General features: G+C 68.9%; 14 protein-coding genes. 8 read left to right on the forward strand and 6 right to left on the reverse strand.

Annotated features, from left to right (window positions below; all coding sequences use genetic code 11):
• Positions 1–20 precede the first annotated feature (20 nt).
• Positions 21–1,613: a DUF2235 domain-containing protein gene (locus tag ACWDUM_RS04390; protein WP_450133022.1), complete on the reverse strand. Its 1,593-nt coding sequence runs from the start codon at positions 1,611–1,613 to the stop codon at positions 21–23.
• A 427-nt stretch (positions 1,614–2,040) separates the two neighbouring features.
• On the opposite strand from ACWDUM_RS04390, the gene ACWDUM_RS04395 reads away from it, so the two are divergent.
• The 4 genes from ACWDUM_RS04395 (at position 2,041) to ACWDUM_RS04410 (ending at position 3,982) form a co-directional block, all read left to right on the forward strand.
• Entirely contained in the window at positions 2,041–2,415 is a 375-nt protein-coding gene (locus ACWDUM_RS04395; RefSeq protein WP_450133023.1) for a hypothetical protein, read from the forward strand.
• 120 nt (positions 2,416–2,535) lie between these two features.
• Complete coding sequence (locus ACWDUM_RS04400) at positions 2,536–2,934, forward strand: DUF7144 family membrane protein (RefSeq protein WP_450115086.1); 399 nt, start codon at positions 2,536–2,538, stop codon at positions 2,932–2,934.
• A gap of 146 nt (positions 2,935–3,080) precedes the next feature.
• Entirely contained in the window at positions 3,081–3,536 is a 456-nt protein-coding gene (locus tag ACWDUM_RS04405; RefSeq protein ID WP_450115087.1) for a MarR family winged helix-turn-helix transcriptional regulator, read from the forward strand.
• 23 nt (positions 3,537–3,559) lie between these two features.
• Positions 3,560–3,982: an organic hydroperoxide resistance protein gene (locus ACWDUM_RS04410; protein WP_450115088.1), complete on the forward strand. Its 423-nt coding sequence runs from the start codon at positions 3,560–3,562 to the stop codon at positions 3,980–3,982.
• A 13-nt stretch (positions 3,983–3,995) separates the two neighbouring features.
• Here the strand turns inward: ACWDUM_RS04410 and ACWDUM_RS04415 are convergent, their stop codons facing one another.
• Positions 3,996–4,520, reverse strand: coding sequence for a VOC family protein (locus tag ACWDUM_RS04415; protein ID WP_450133326.1), 525 nt, complete (start codon positions 4,518–4,520; stop codon positions 3,996–3,998).
• A gap of 13 nt (positions 4,521–4,533) precedes the next feature.
• Complete coding sequence (locus ACWDUM_RS04420) at positions 4,534–5,412, reverse strand: oxidoreductase (RefSeq protein ID WP_450133024.1); 879 nt, start codon at positions 5,410–5,412, stop codon at positions 4,534–4,536.
• Between the two features lie 82 nt (positions 5,413–5,494).
• Between ACWDUM_RS04420 and ACWDUM_RS04425 the strand changes: the two genes are divergently transcribed.
• Positions 5,495–6,631 carry a Gfo/Idh/MocA family protein gene (locus ACWDUM_RS04425; RefSeq protein ID WP_450133025.1) on the forward strand — a complete coding sequence of 379 codons (1,137 nt, stop codon included), beginning with the start codon at positions 5,495–5,497 and terminating at the stop codon, positions 6,629–6,631.
• A gap of 77 nt (positions 6,632–6,708) precedes the next feature.
• Here the strand turns inward: ACWDUM_RS04425 and ACWDUM_RS04430 are convergent, their stop codons facing one another.
• Together ACWDUM_RS04430 and ACWDUM_RS04435 are read right to left on the reverse strand one after the other, a co-directional pair.
• Positions 6,709–6,852, reverse strand: coding sequence for a hypothetical protein (locus ACWDUM_RS04430; RefSeq protein WP_450115091.1), 144 nt, complete (start codon positions 6,850–6,852; stop codon positions 6,709–6,711).
• Positions 6,853–6,968: 116 nt separating this feature from the next.
• A complete protein-coding gene (locus tag ACWDUM_RS04435) occupies positions 6,969–8,939 on the reverse strand; it encodes a CocE/NonD family hydrolase (protein ID WP_450133327.1) in 1,971 nt (656 codons plus the stop codon).
• Positions 8,940–9,195: 256 nt separating this feature from the next.
• Between ACWDUM_RS04435 and ACWDUM_RS04440 the strand changes: the two genes are divergently transcribed.
• The 3 genes from ACWDUM_RS04440 (at position 9,196) to katG (ending at position 13,953) form a co-directional block, all read left to right on the forward strand.
• A complete protein-coding gene (locus tag ACWDUM_RS04440) occupies positions 9,196–10,095 on the forward strand; it encodes an RluA family pseudouridine synthase (protein WP_450133026.1) in 900 nt (299 codons plus the stop codon).
• Positions 10,096–10,181: 86 nt separating this feature from the next.
• Positions 10,182–11,390 (forward strand): globin domain-containing protein, encoded by a 1,209-nt coding sequence (locus tag ACWDUM_RS04445; RefSeq protein ID WP_450133027.1) that lies wholly within the window; start codon positions 10,182–10,184, stop codon positions 11,388–11,390.
• A gap of 337 nt (positions 11,391–11,727) precedes the next feature.
• A complete protein-coding gene (gene katG, locus ACWDUM_RS04450; protein WP_450133028.1) occupies positions 11,728–13,953 on the forward strand; it encodes a catalase/peroxidase HPI in 2,226 nt (741 codons plus the stop codon).
• Positions 13,954–14,011: 58 nt separating this feature from the next.
• Here the strand turns inward: katG and aztD are convergent, their stop codons facing one another.
• Positions 14,012–15,235, reverse strand: a complete 1,224-nt coding sequence (aztD, locus tag ACWDUM_RS04455; RefSeq protein ID WP_450133029.1) for a zinc metallochaperone AztD — start codon at positions 15,233–15,235, stop codon at positions 14,012–14,014.
• Positions 15,236–15,293 lie beyond the last annotated feature (58 nt).

The following is a 15,293-nucleotide window of genomic DNA, read 5'->3' on the forward strand; positions in this document are numbered from 1 at the left end:
GCCCCGCGGGACCACCGCCGTCACCGCGTCCTGGTCACCCTGAGGTGCACACTGCCCTTGTTGTTGCCGTAGAAGCCCCACGCGTCGTTCGCGAAGGCGTACAGATATCCGGAGCGGCACACCCGGTGGACGGTTCCCGCACCGATGGCGATGCGCTCGTGCAGGGCCTGCGCACCCTTGACGGCGATCGCGTCGTTGGCGACGACGCCGATCAGCGACATCCACGGCTGGTCTTCGTCCCGGCGGGCCAGCAGGAAGTCGGCCTGTGGGTTCCCGGTCACGCGCCGGAACAACCGCTCGCCCTGACCGAGCACGGTGCCGGCGAGGCGGAGCGCCTCCCGGGGATGGAACCGCGCCCAGCCGGTGGTGCCGGCCGGGCCGGACGCGACGTTCTGGTCCGTCCATTCGCCGGTGGCGGCGAAGGTGTACTCGCCGGCGTCGAGGTAGAGGCCGGTCCAGTTCCACGGATCGCGGGCGGATACGCCTACCGTGGCGGACGCGCCGGGCGCGAGGGTCCGGGTGGTCCGGTACGGGCCGCTGGTGATCGGTGGTTCATCCTGCCGGTCGTACACCGACTCGTGCACCGAGGGGTTTCTCTCGCTCGCCTCGATCTTGGGGATGGCGCGGGGCCGCGGCTGCATGAACGGCTCGATCAGCGAGCGCAGGACGGGCTCGTACAGCGGCTCGAGCAGGCCGTAGATACCTTGGTTGTCGTCGTGCAGCATGCCGAGCGGGTCGGGTTGGATCTGTTTTTCGACCGCACCGCGGAACGCGAGCTCGATCGCCTCGTGTGACTCGTCGATCATCCATTGCAGCGCACCATCACTCAGCCCCGTCTGCGGGTGCCCGCCACCGACATCCATGTGGCTGCCAGGGAACCACACCTGCTTGACGTCCTGGCCCGGCTCCAGATCGGACCACAACGTCGGTGTGAACGGTGCCCGCAGCTCGTCCAGCGCCACCGCGTGCCTTCCGTGCCGCACATGGCGGTTGAACTTGACGTCGTGGAAGGCGTACCGGGTCGGCGGGTCCAGCAGGTTGGTCCACCCGAGCGTGTCCGGGACACCCAACGCTCCGACGGTGTCCCACACCCCGATGAAGTCCACCGGGATCCGATCCGGATGCTCGGCGCTGTACGTGAAGCGGAGACCGTCGCTCCAGCCCGGATCGGCGTCCCGTCCGCGCCGGTATCGCCGCAGATACGCGTCCCGGATCTGACGCCAGGTCGCGGCCTCGTCCAGGCAGGTGGTGTCGATCAGCCCGCACGCCGCGATCATCCCGGCGAGGCTCCGCGCGGTGAACGCGCCGCGGCTGAACCCGAACAGCGCGATGGTGTCCCCGGGCCGGTACACAGTGGTCAGCCAGTGGTAGGCGTCCATCACGTCGCTCGACAGCCCGACCCCGGCGGCTCCCCCCAGCAGCCAGCCGAACAGGCCACCACCGGTGGTCCCCACCCCGGGCTGGTACTGCGTCAACTGCTCGTGCCCGTCGGTCGCGGCCTCCCCGTCCGTCGCGGTATCCACCAGGGCGCTGTAGAAGCGGCGCACATTCGAAGGTGCCAACTGGCCCGGCGTGTTCCAGGTTCCGTCGCAGCACATGACGAGACGACGCATCGTTCGACCTCCCCTACCGGAAAGTGGACAGATCCGTGGAGTAATGAAAAGCCGTCGTGGACCTGGGCCGTCGACTGCCGGATCCCCATCTCCATGGGCGACAACCCCTGAAAGGCAGGTGCGTTCATCCTGCTCTCCCGGATGTGCGGTTGTCACTGGTCGTTAGGCTTCGCAAACACCGGGTTCACCGCCGGTAGCCACACCACATCATTCTCCGGCGAGCCTGTTACGCTGCCCGTCACGGTGACCCCGCACCCGAGTGCGTCGACGCTCGGACCTTGCCGAGTGTGCGGGGCTGAACAATGAACTCCGAACGCGCACGCCGCATCCCGGACGATGCGGGCCGCCACCGCAACAGCGTTACCGACACACCCACGCGCGCAGTACGTGCGCCCATCCACGAAGGGGCCGCGTCCCTTCCTCGCCGGTGAACCGGCACCGCACGCGCGCCGCGCGTCAGGACGGCGCGGCGATCCGCTACCTGGCGCAATGGCGTCAACGCGTGGAGTCGGTCGAACGCTCCGTCGAACGCGGCCCACGACGGGGACCGGTGATCGACAACGCGATCGCCGCCAGGACCGTCATCAGCGGCGAACTCACCGATTGCCCCGCGTGCGACGCCCGGCTCCTCGGCGACGGTCCCCGGGACCGGTTGGAGAGCCTCATGCGACGCGACGGCCGCCGCGCCCATCGTCTCCGCGCGGCGGTGACCCGCCTCGACGAGCGGTACCGGGACGCGACGGTCGAAGTCGAGGCACCCGCCACCCTGCCGTGGTGGGACAGGCGTGTCCCCTGGGCGTGACCTTGGTCAGGACACGAACCGGACTCGCCAACAGGCGGATTGGCGAACTGTCGCCGACAATGGGAGCGTCGGGCGCCCGCCCGCGCTCAGGATCGATCAGTCCTACGGAAGGGGACGATCATGTCCGAAACTATGTCAACGAAGCAGGGCTGGGCGGCGGGGACGTCGCTCGGAGCGGCCATCATCATGGTGACCGTCGGCATCGTCCAGTTCTTCCAGGGGATCGCCGCGGTCGCCGAGAACGAAGTGTTCGTGGTGGGCATCGACTACGTCTACAAATTCGACCTGACCACCTGGGGTTGGATCCACATCGTGCTCGGTGTGATCGTCGCAGGGGTCGGCTTCGCACTGTTCACGGGCGCTGGGTGGGCGCGGGTGTCGGCGATCGTGGTCGCCGCGATCTCGATCATCGCGAACTTCCTCTGGATTCCCTACTACCCGTGGTGGTCGATCCTGATCATCGCTCTCGACATCGTGGTGATCTGGGCCGTGTCGACCTGGAAGCCGACCACGGTCTGAGGCATTTGCGCGACTCGGCCCGTCCCACGTCAGGGGCGGGCCGAGTCGCCCGTTGCCCGGGTGCGGCGGTCCGCGCCGCTACGGATACCGATACCCCTCGTGCAGAAAGGTTGTGCACAATCAAACCGTGCACTACCTTTGTGCGGGTGACCGACGAACTCGCCCTCGACAATCAGCTGTGCTTCGCGTTGTACGCGGCGTCGCGGGCCACCACCGCGGTCTACCGCCCGCTGCTCGACGAACTCGGCATCACCTACCCGCAGTACCTGGTGCTGCTCGTGCTCTGGGAGCGCGACGGGCGCGGCGTGCGCGAGATCGGCGACGCGCTCGACCTCGACACCGGCACCCTCTCCCCGCTGCTCAAGCGGATGGAGACGCTCGATCTGATCGAGCGGCGCCGGCTGCCGGAGGACGAACGCCGCGTCCAGATCCACCTCACCGACGCCGGGCGGGCGCTGCGCGGACGCGCACTGGGCATACCCCGGCACCTCGCCGGGTGCATCGGGCTGCCGGCCGAGGAGGCCATCGCGCTGCGGTCGACCCTCGAGCGCCTCACCGCCGCTCTGCGCGAAGCGGCGCAACCGAACGTTTCACCCGAATAACCCGACACCGCAAGGAGAATCGAATGGAAGCCATCTACACCGCCGAAGCCCTCGTCACCGGCGACGGCCGCAACGGCCAGGGCCGCAGCTCCGACGGGCGCCTCGACCTGACCCTCGCGATCCCGGTCGAGATGGGCGGCACCGGCGAGGGCACCAACCCGGAACAGCTGTTCGCGATCGGCTACGCGGCCTGCTACCACTCCGCACTGCGGATGGTGGCCCGCCAGGCCGGCGCCGACGTCACCGACTCCGCGGTCGGCGCCCGCGTCGACATCGGCCAGATCGAGGGCGGTGGCTTCGGACTCGCGGTTACCCTCGAGGTGTCGCTGCCGCACCTGTCGCGCGATCAGGCACAGGAGCTCGCCGACAAGGCACACCAGGTGTGCCCGTACTCGAACGCCACCCGCGGGAACATCGACGTCACCGTCCTCGTCACGGAGGACTGAGCCCGTCGGTCCCTCAGCGGCCCGCGAAGATTCGCTGCCACACGGCCGGGTCTTCGCGCGGTCCGCCGAGGGTGTCGGCTCCGTAGCGATCGATCTCGGCGGCGAAGTCCAGCGGCCGGGTCGGCGGCATCCCCGGTACCAGTTCCTCCTCGATCCGGTCGTCGGGAACCAGCCAGCACACCTCGAACTCGATGCCGTCGGGATCGCTCGCGTACAGCGCCTTCGTCGAGCCGTGGTTGCTCGCACCGGTCAGCACACCTGCGGCACCAAGCTTTTCGGCCATCGTCCGGAGTTCGGCCAGAGTGCCCACCTCCCACGCCAGGTGGTAGAGACCGACGTCGCCCGGCCGGCGCACCCCGGGGCCGTTCGGGCTCTGGAACAGCCCGAGGTCATGGTCGTTGGCCGAATCCGAGGCCTGCAGAAACGCCGCCCCGGCGAACCCGCCCGGCAGCGGACGGAAGCCCAGCACATCGCGGTAGAACGCGAGGCTGCGCTGCAGATCGGAGACGAACAGGACGGCATGGTTCAGACGACGAATCACTTTGCTCCTCTTACTTTTCGAACCGGTAGGTGACGCCGGTCAACCGTTCCGACTCGCCCCACAGCGACGCCGCGACGGCCCGGTCGTGGGACCGGCCGGACGAACCCACCACCTTCGGGTACCCGCGCTGCTCGAACGGACCGTTCGGGCCGACGTAACTGCCGGAGGTCACCGACTCGTCGGTCGCCGCGTACAACTCGGGCAGGGCACCCATCGCGGCGCTCTGCCCGAACAGGTTTCCGACGACCATCAACCGGTCCCAGAACGACTTGGTGTGGCTCTGCAGCCCGGTCACCGCGTACCCGGGATGCGCGGCAAGCGATTTCACCTTCGATCCGGACGCCGTCAGCCGACGGTCGAGTTCGTAGGCGAACATCAGATTCGCCAGTTTCGACTGTCCGTACGCCGCCCACCGGTTGTACCGGCGGCGCCGCCAGTTCGGGTCGTCGAGGTTGATCGCGCCCATCCGGTGCATGAGACTCGACATGGTCACCACCCGGTCGGCGATCCGGTCCAGGAGCAGTCCGGTCAGGGCGAAGTGTCCGAGGTGGTTGGTGCCGAACTGCGACTCGAAGCCGTCGACGGTGGTGGACTTCGGCACGGCCATGATGCCGGCGTTGTTGATCAGCACGTCGACCTGCTCGACGCCGTCCGCGAACTCGCGCACCGACGCGAGGTCGGCGAGGTCCAGGCGTCTGACCTGCGCGTTGGAGCCGATGCGTGCGGCCACCGGGGCGGCCTTGTCCACGTTGCGGCAGGCCAGGATCACGGTCGCACCGGCAGCACCGAGCGCCGTCGCCGCCTCCGCCCCGAGCCCACTGTTCGCACCGGTCACCACGAACGTGCGGCCGGTCTGGTCGGCGATGTCGCGAGTGGTCCATTTCCCCATGTCGCCAGCCTACGTCGGTGACCCGTCCCGGGAGACGGGAAGTTCCTCCGAGCGGGATACGAAGCGGCTATCGTCCCCTCGCATGACCGACGCCCAAGACAGCCGGACAACCGGACCGCTCAGCCCTGGTCGATCACTCGGACTCGCCGTCATCGGCACCGGATTCGGCTGCATCACCCACGTTCCCGCCTTCCGCGACGCAGGCTTCGAGGTTCGAGTCCTGATCGGCCGCGATCGGGAGCGCACCGCCGCGCGGGCGGAGCGGTTCGGCATTCCGCATGCGGCCACCTCGCTCGAGGAGGCGCTGTCGCTGACCGAGATCGACGCCGTCACCGTCGCCACTCCCCCACACACCCATGCCGACCTGGTGATCGAGGCGGTCGGCCACGGCCTGCACGTGGTCTGCGAGAAGCCGTTCGCCGCGGACCTGTCGCAGGCACGCAAGATGCTCGACGCGGCGGAACGCGCGGGCGTGGTGCACCAGGTGGGCACCGAGTTCAGGTACGCGCCGCCCCAGGCGCTACTGGCCCGGCAGATCGCGGCAGGGGTGATCGGCACGCCCAAACTGGCCACTCTGCTGCTGCACCTGCCGATGTTCGCCGCCGACGGCGCCGAGGCGCCGGACTGGTGGACGGACGGAGCCTCCGGCGGCGGGTGGCTCGGGGCGCAGGGCACCCACATGATCGACCAGATCCGCTGCACGCTCGGCGAATTCGACACCGTCAGCGCAGGGCTTCCGGTCGTGGCCGATCGCGGACAGACCGCCGAGGACTCGTTCACTGTCCACTTCCGGACGGTCACCGGTGTGGACGGGGTACTGCAGAGCACCGTCGGCGCCTGGGGACCGATGATGATGACGACCCGGGTCGCGGGAACGGCCGGCACGCTGTGGCTCGACGGGGACCGGGTCCGCCGCGCCGACGCGAGCGGCGACCACGAAGTACCGATGCCGGACGACCTGGTGTCCGGGGCACCGGTACCGCCGCCGTTCGACCTGTTCTCCACCACGTACGACTGGCTGCACGCCTCCGGGATCGACCGCGCGCCGTACACCAGGCTCGCGGACGCCTTCCGGCGCCGCATCCTCGGCGAGCCGGTCGGCGCGGGCGAGCCGCGACCGGCCACCTTCGAGGACGGAGTGGCCGGGCAGGCTGTCCTGGATGCGATTCGGATCTCAGCGGCCGAGCGACGCTCGGTGCGGCTGACCGACCTGGACTGACGCGGAAGCCGTCCACAAAACGACGGTAGGGGCGCGGATCACTCCGCGCCCCTGCGACGATCGGCTTCCCAGCCCGTCTACACGGGGATCTGGGGGGCGGTGACCCCACCGGCCTGGGTCATGCTCGCGATCCAGTTGAGCAGGTCGATGATCGTGGTGAGGGACGAACCGCCGCCCCCGGTCTCGTCGGTGGTCTCGTCGGCGATGAAACCCAGGGCCATACCCATCTCCATTTCGTGTGGCCGTTGCCGCCCGTCGGCACCGGCTTTGCCGGAGGACGGTACCGCAAATCGCCCGATCACAGAACCGAAACGAAAGGAACTCCGATGCAGAGGATTTAGTGTTCAACACCAAGGGTCGGGAAGGTCACGAAGCTCGGCTGCGCCGGGTCCAACTGCAGGTGCTGCGGGAGGAGCCCGCCGTCGGCGCGCATCGGACCGAGCGGCAGGTACCGAGGCACGCTGAGTGCGTACACGTCCACGCGCAGCCGATGCCCCGGCGCGAGGACCGCATCGGTGGGCACCATGTTCACGTCGAGGACCGTGCGCTGCCCCGGCACCGTCGGCTGCCGCTGCGCCAGGGTCAGGTGGTGACGGGTGTCGGTGTAGTCGCCATTCGGCGCCTTCCCGGACTTCGCGTCGTCCACCGCACGCAGCGACGACGTGAGGGCACCGCTGGTGACAACGGTCGAGGTGCCGTCGGGCGCGACGTCGTTGACGGTCACCGCCCAGAATCCGTCCGGCGCGTCGTGAACGGTGTTGAGGTGCACGTTGATCGGGCCGGAGATCGCGGTCGGTTCGGTGACCGGCGCGCCGGTGAAGGTCAGACCGTCGCCCTCCTGGATCCGGGAGTCCTTGCTGCACACGCTGCCCAGGATCACGGTGACTCCGGCGGTTCCCTGCGCGGAGTCCCGCGAGCAGAAACCACGCACGCCGGGCGCGACCGTGAGCCGGGTGCTGTCACCGGGCGCCTGCACGACCAGGCTGCCGTCGTGCACGCTGTGCCCGGCGGTTCCGCTGGGTGCCGCCGACAGATACAGGCGCTGGTACTCCGATCCCGCACGGGGGAACTGGTCGGTGGTGGTCCAGCCGCCGCCCTGCTGCCACAGTGTCACCGGGCCGTACTCGTCGATGCCGTTGTCGATCCCCTTGAGCCACTTGTCGAACCAGGCCCGCTCGAGGACGTCGATCCGGGGCGGCGCACCGGCGGTGCCGAAGCCCTGGCCGGGGTTCAGGTGATAGGTGTCGCCCATGACGAGCTGCTTGCGGCCGGGCGGCAGGTTGATGCCGTTGTAGATCCGCGGCTCGCTGTTGGCGAAGATGTCGTGCCAGCCACCGAACACCATCGTCGGCACGGTGATGTTGTCCAGGTCGGCCAGCCGCTGCTGATAGAACGGCCCGTCCTGCGCGACGTCGAGGGTGGACGGGGTGACCTCGTCGACGGTCGGCGCCGTCACCGCCTGCACGAGCTCGGGGATCTTGACGGCAGGGTCGGCGAGGCGATCGGCGAGCCACTTCTGATCGATGGTGCCGCGCAGGATGTCCTGGGCGTTGGGAATGAGCTTCGTTCCGTTCACCAGAGTCAGCCACAGCGGCATGAAACCGACGCCGAGCCCGCCGCCGGTACCGACGATGTCGCGAAGGAGATCGTTGCCCGGTTCCACGGGAAAGATCGCCTGCAGTGCCTGCGGCCGGTGTCCGGCGGCCTGGACGGAGTTGATACCGGAGTACGAGACCCCACCCATCCCGACCGCACCGTTGGACCACGGCTGCCTGCTCGCCCAGTCGATGATCTCCACGCTGTCCTGCTGCTCGCGCGGCCCGAGCACGTCCCATACGCCCTGGGAGAATCCGGTGCCGCGGGCGTCGACGACGACCTGCGTGTACCCGCTCTGCACCAGGGGCCGGTTGACGCCGAACGCCTTCATGCCGCCGCTCGCGACCAGCCCGGTCAGCTCCGGAAGCCCGTCGAGCGGAGTACCGGTCAGGTTGAGCTGGTTCAGGAAGGGCACCAGCGTGGCGTCCACCCCGGGAAGCGACAAGCCCGCGTCGGAGACTGCGCTCACGAGCTTGGTGTACGGGGTGACGTTGAGGATCGCCGGCAGCTTCTCCTCGACGGCGCGGCCCTGCGCGTCCGCGGGGCGATAGACGTTGGCCCGCAGCACGGTGCCGTCGCTCATCGTGATCGGCACGTCCCACTCGATCGCGATCCCGGGATACTGCGGCGCCTCGTCAGCGGTGGCCTGCCACCGCTGCGCGGCGGCGCCACCGGACGGATCCGCGGCGGCGACGGTGGGGCTCACCGCCATGCCCACCCCCACCGCGAGGACGGTGATCAACGACCCCCATCGGAACCTCGTACGCACGCGCAACCGACAACCCCCTCGTGTCAGGAAGGCGACCAGGCCCACCCAGACCGGTGACCGGCGCCACAAACCTACCGGAGGGTAGCGGCGACCGGTTACAGCGTCAATGCCTCCGATCCGTGCATGTTTCACCCCGGCCGAGTGGGCCCCTCTGGGGAGAAATTCACGCAAGGGTGGCGGAGCCGCATACGGTTCTCACGTGTCCTCCGCTCCACTGCCCGTGCGCGACGGCCTCAACCCGACGCGGTTGCGGCTGCCCGCCGACGGCGCCTGGCCGACGGTGCTCGACTACCTCCTCGGCAGGTTCCCGGACGACACGACCCGACTGCGGGAGAAGGTCGACGCCGCCGAGGTCGTCGACGAGCACGGGACCCCCATCACCTGCGAAACTCCTTATCGGGCACACACTTTCGTGTACCTGTACCGAGACCCACCCGCCGAGCCGCGGGTGCCGTTCGAGGTGGAGATCCTGCACCGCGACGAGGATCTCCTCGTCGTCGACAAGCCACATTTCCTCGCCAGCACACCCCGTGGCCGGCACGTGGTGGAGTCGGCGCTGGTCCGGCTGCGCCGCGACCTCGACCTGCCGGACCTGACGCCGGTGCACCGACTGGACCGGGTGACCGCGGGAGTACTGGTGTTCACGGTCCGTCCACAGGTGCGCCGCGCCTATCAGGAATTGTTCGCGCACCGGCAGATTCACAAGGAGTACGAGGCGATCGCCGGGTTCGATCCGGGCCTCGCCCTTCCCCGGACCGTCCGCAGCCGCATCGTCAAGCCGGACGGCGAGCTCCGGTGCGTCGAGGTACCCGGCGAACCGAATGCGGAGACCCGGGTCGAGCTGATCGAGTCCCGCGGCGAGTTGGCCCGGTACCGGCTGCTGCCACACACGGGGAAGATGCACCAGTTGCGGGTGCACCTGAACTCGCTCGGCATCCCGATCGTCGGGGACAACTTCTATCCGACGCTGCACGACATCGCCCCGGACGACTACTCGAACCCGCTCCAACTGCTCGCCCGGTCGCTGACCTTCACCGACCCCCTGAGCGGACGCCCCCGCACCTTCACCAGCCGCCGACGCCTCGCCGCGTGGCGCTGACCAGTACCGTCATCGACTACTACATGCCGTAGTGGACTGCGTCACACTATCTTGCATCTCAAATGCAAGATTAATACCGTCAGGTCATGAGCCTCTCCGCAGCGTCCACCGAAGTCATCCGAGCCACCCTTCCCGTCGTCGGGGCAGCCATCGAGGACATCACCCCGCTCTTCTACAAGAAGATGTTCGCGGCCCACCCGGAGCTCGAACGCGACCTGTTCAACCGCGGCAACCAGCAGCAGGGCCAGCAGCAGAAGGCGCTGGCCGGTTCGATCGCCGCCTTCGCCGCGATGCAGGTCGGCGGCGACGCCGCGAGCACCGACCTGATCATGTCGCGCATCGCGAACAAGCACGCTTCGCTCGGCATCACCGCCGACCAGTACCAGATCGTGCACAAGTACCTCTTCGAGGCGATCGTGGAGGTGCTCGGCGCCGCCGTCACCCCCGAGGTCGCCGCGGCCTGGGACGAGCTCTACTGGCTCATGGCCGACACCCTGATCGCGATGGAACACGGCCTCTACACCGATGCCGGGGTGGAAGACGGGGATGTCTGGCGGAAGGTCGTGGTGAGCCGGCGGGTCCTGCAGTCCGCCGACACCGCCTCGTTCGTCCTGAGCCGGGCCGACGGCCACCCACTGCCGGACTACCTTCCCGGCCAGTACATCTCGGTCGGCGTCACACTCCCGGACGGAGCCCGCCAGATCCGGCAGTACAGCCTGGTCGGATCTCCCACCGCGGACGACTGGCAGATCAGCGTCAAGGCGGTCGCGGCGACGGCCACCTCGCCGGCAGGAGAGGTCTCGAACTTCCTGTACGACAACGTCTTCGAAGGCGACGTCCTGCAGGTCTCGCTGCCCTTCGGCGACCTGGTGCTCGAGGAGAGCGACGCCCCGCTGCTGCTGGTCTCCGCCGGCATCGGGTGCACTCCGATGATCGGCATCCTCCACCACCTCGCGACCACCGCCGACGAACGGCAGGTCTCGGTCCTGCACGCGGACCGCTCCCCCAGCCGGCACGCCCACCGGGCGGAGCTCACCGAGCTCGTGCAGCGGATCCCGTTCGCCACCATGCACCGCTGGTACGAGGACCTCGGGCAGCGCGAACAGGACGCCAACCTCCACCTCGGGCTGGCCGACCTGGCGTCGGTGGACATCGCCGACGGCACCCAGGTGTACCTGTGCGGGCCCATGCCGTTCATGCTCGCGGTGCGGGAATCGCTCCTCGAGCGGCAGGTGCCGGCGTCGTCGATCCACTACGAGGTGTTCGGTCCGGACAGCTGGACCGCCTCGATCTGACGCTCCATCCGGCGAGACCCCGCCGGTGAACTCCCGCGGCCCCCGGCTCTATTCGAGCCGGGGGCCGCGGCGCTTTCCGCCGGTGACACGACCAATTCGTGGCCCGTCAAAGTGTTGACTGATTCCAGAAAAGTGCCATATTGACTATGTGTCCTCGATGCCGGACCACGCAGCACCGCTGCGTGACGCAGGTCCACGGACGGCCCCTCCACGGGTCGCGGCGATGGAGGCGGCCCCGGTACACCCGGCCTATGCGGACACGCTTCTCGAAGGTTCGTTCTCGTCGAGACCGCACACCTGAGCACACGTCGATTCACCCCCTCCCGGAAGGAATGCCGTGTCCGAAGAAACCAAGCCCATCGCCGAGGAACCCCGCGCCGATCGCAGCGAAAGCGAGAATCCGGCGATCGCGTCTCCCACCCCCCAGGCGCACCGACCGCAGACGAACCGGGACTGGTGGCCGAACCAACTCGACCTGCGCGTCCTCGACCGACAGACGCCCGGCGCCAATCCCCTCGGCGAGAACTTCGACTACACCGAGGCATTCGCCGGCCTCGACGTCGACGCACTCAAACGTGACGTCTTCGAGGTGATGACCACCTCCCAGGACTGGTGGCCCGCCGACTACGGACACTACGGACCGCTCTTCATCCGGATGAGCTGGCACGCCGCGGGCACCTACCGCATCGCGGACGGCCGCGGTGGCGGCGGCCAGGGCGCCCAACGTTTCGCCCCACTCAACAGCTGGCCCGACAACGCGAGCCTGGACAAGGCTCGTCGGCTGCTGTGGCCGGTCAAACAGAAGTACGGCCAGAAGATCTCGTGGGCCGACCTGCTGGTCTTCGCCGGCAACTGCGCGCTGGAGTCGATGGGCTTCGAGACCTTCGGCTTCGGCTTCGGCCGGGAGGACATCTGGGAACCGGAGGAAATCTACTGGGGGCCGGAGGACACGTGGCTCGGCGACGAGCGATACAGCGGCGAACGCGACCTCGACAATCCCCTTGGCGCGGTCCAAATGGGGTTGATCTACGTCAATCCGGAGGGGCCGAACGGGAAACCCGATGCGCTCGCCGCAGGCAAGGACGTCCGCGAGACCTTCGGCCGAATGGCGATGAACGACGTCGAGACCGCCGCGCTGATCGTCGGCGGCCACAGCTTCGGCAAGACACACGGCGCCGGTGACGCCGCCCTCGTCGGACCGGAACCGGAGGCCGCGCCTCTCGAGCAGCAGGGACTCGGCTGGAAGAGCGCCTACGGCACCGGCGTGGGCAAGGACGCGATCACCAGCGGCATCGAGGTGGTGTGGACGCCGACCCCGACCAAGTGGGACAACACCTTCCTCGAAACGCTCTACGGCTACGAGTGGGAGCTGACCAAGAGCCCGGCCGGAGCCTGGCAGTACGTGGCGAAGGACGGCGCCGGCGCGGGCACGATCCCCGATCCGTTCGGCGGTCCGGGACGCGCCCCCACGATGTTGGTCACCGACATCACGCTGCGGGTGGACCCGATCTACGGGGAGATCACCCGACGTTGGCTGGATCATCCCGAAGAGCTGGCCGTGGAATTCGCCAAGGCCTGGTACAAGCTGCTGCACCGCGACATGGGACCGGTCACCCGCTACCTCGGCCCCTGGGTTCCGGAGCCCCAGCTGTGGCAGGACCCGGTTCCCGCGGTCGACCACCCGCTGATCGACGACAAGGACATCGCGGACCTGAAGGGCAAGGTGCTGCAGTCCGGCCTGTCGGTCGCGCAACTGGTCGGGACCGCCTGGGCCGCGGCGGCCAGTTTCCGAGGCACCGACAAGCGCGGCGGGGCCAACGGTGCGCGGATCCGCCTCGCGCCGCAGAAGGACTGGGAGGTCAACAACCCGGCCGGGCTCGCCGACGTACTGCCCGTACTCGAGCGGATTGCGCAGGACTTCAACGGCTCGGCCTCCGGCGGCAAGAAGGTTTCACTGGCCGACGTGATCGTGCTGGCCGGATCCGCGGGCGTCGAGAAGGCGGCCGAGGACGCCGGGTTCGACATCACGGTCCCCTTTGCACCGGGCCGGACCGACGCCTCCCAGGACGAGACCGACGTGGAGTCGTTCGCGGTGCTGGAACCCAGGGCGGACGGGTTCCGCAACTACGCCCGGACCGGCGAGAAGGCACCGCTGGAGCGGTTGCTGCTCGATCGGGCCTACATGCTGAACCTGACCGCCCCCGAGGCGACGGTGCTCGTCGGTGGTCTGCGCGGCATCGGCGTCAACCACGGCGACACCAAGCACGGCGTGTTGACCGACCGGCCCGGGGCGTTGAGCAACGACTTCTTCGTCAATCTCCTCGACATGGGAACGGAGTGGTCGGCTGCGGAGTCCGGGGAGAACGTGTACGAGGGTCGCGATCGTGCCACCGGAGAGGCGAAGTGGACCGCTACCGCCGTCGATCTCATCTTCGGCTCGAACTCGCAGCTGCGGGCGCTCGCCGAGGTGTACGCCGCCGACGACGCAAAGCAGAAGTTCGTGACGGACTTCGTCGCGGCCTGGACGAAGGTGATGAACCTCGATCGGTTCGACCTCGCCTGATCGGCAGATGCTCGCCGGGCCCCCGGTTCGATCTTCAGCCGGGGGCCCGGTCGTGCCGTCAGCCGGTGACGCCGGTCAACTCGTTCGGCGTCTCGGGCAGCTCCGTCGTCGCGACCGTCTCGCCGGTGTGCAGGTTCACCGCGGTGAGCGCGTTGCGGGCCGGGTCGGTGACGTAGGCGGTCGCGCCCTCGACGAACAGGGTCGGCCGCGGATCCTGCCAGCGCTCCGGTTCCGTCCACGGGTCGACCACCGCGATCCGGCGGCTCACCGCGCCGGACTCGGGGTCGATCACGTGCAGGGCCCCGTCGGTGCCGAGCACCACGCCCTCGCCGTCCGGCCCGCGGCCGAGCGACCGGAAGCTGTAACTGGCCCCGAGATCGACCGGTGTCACTCGATGTGCCACGGTGTCGACGAGCATCACCCGCTGCGGCCGTTCCAGCTCGGCATCCGGGTCGGTCTTGTAGTCCCCCAGCACGATCGGCGAGGCCTCGCTGCCGGCCTGGTTTCCGATGCGTCCGTACGCGTCCGGGCTCTGCACCTTGGTGATCACACCGTCCCGGACGACGAGGATGCCGTCCTGGCAGCCGAACACGAACGTCTCGTCGGCGGCCGCCGCCTCCCCGTGCACGCCCGGGCACTGCTCGTTGCGCGCGATCTCGCGGCGGTCGCGGTCGAGCACGACGATGCCGGTGCGGGCCTTGTCGTCGCCGATCGTGGTGATCAGCCCACCGTCGGGAAGAGTGACCGCGACCCCGTGGTGCGGGATGGGGACCGAGTACTCGTCGACGTCCGGCCTGCCCGCGGCGAGGTCGGCGGGATCGAAGGACACGACCTCGCCCGACCCGTCCGCGAACAGGGTGGTGCGCCCGGCGTGGCGGACGACGTGCCCCGGCTCGTCCGCGTCGAACGCCCAGTCCGCGACCGCGGGCGCGGCGGTGCGGTGGTGGGCGTGGTCACCGTGCGTCTGGGACCAGGTTCCGGTGTCGAGCACCCGGAACTGCGACCCGGCCGTGACCAGCACGTGCCGGCCGTCGCCGGCGGGATTGAGTCGGGTGAACCCGTCGACGGGCAGGGTGTCGACGACCCGCAGGGTGGTCGCGTCGACCACCATCACCCCGCCCTCGTAGGAAAGTGCCAGTCGCGGCTGCGGCGAGGGCTGCTCGGCGGGTGCCGACGTGGCGGTGGCCGACACGGGTCCGGATTCGTCGGCGGCGGCGGAGCATCCCGACAACACGGCTGTGAACACCGTCACCGAGGCGAGGGCGTGGAGTGTCTTCGTCATGCCAACAGCTTCGCCGCTCATGAAAATCATTGTCAAAGACTTCTATGCGCATAAACCG

This window comes from Rhodococcus sp. NPDC003322 (assembly GCF_053589555.1).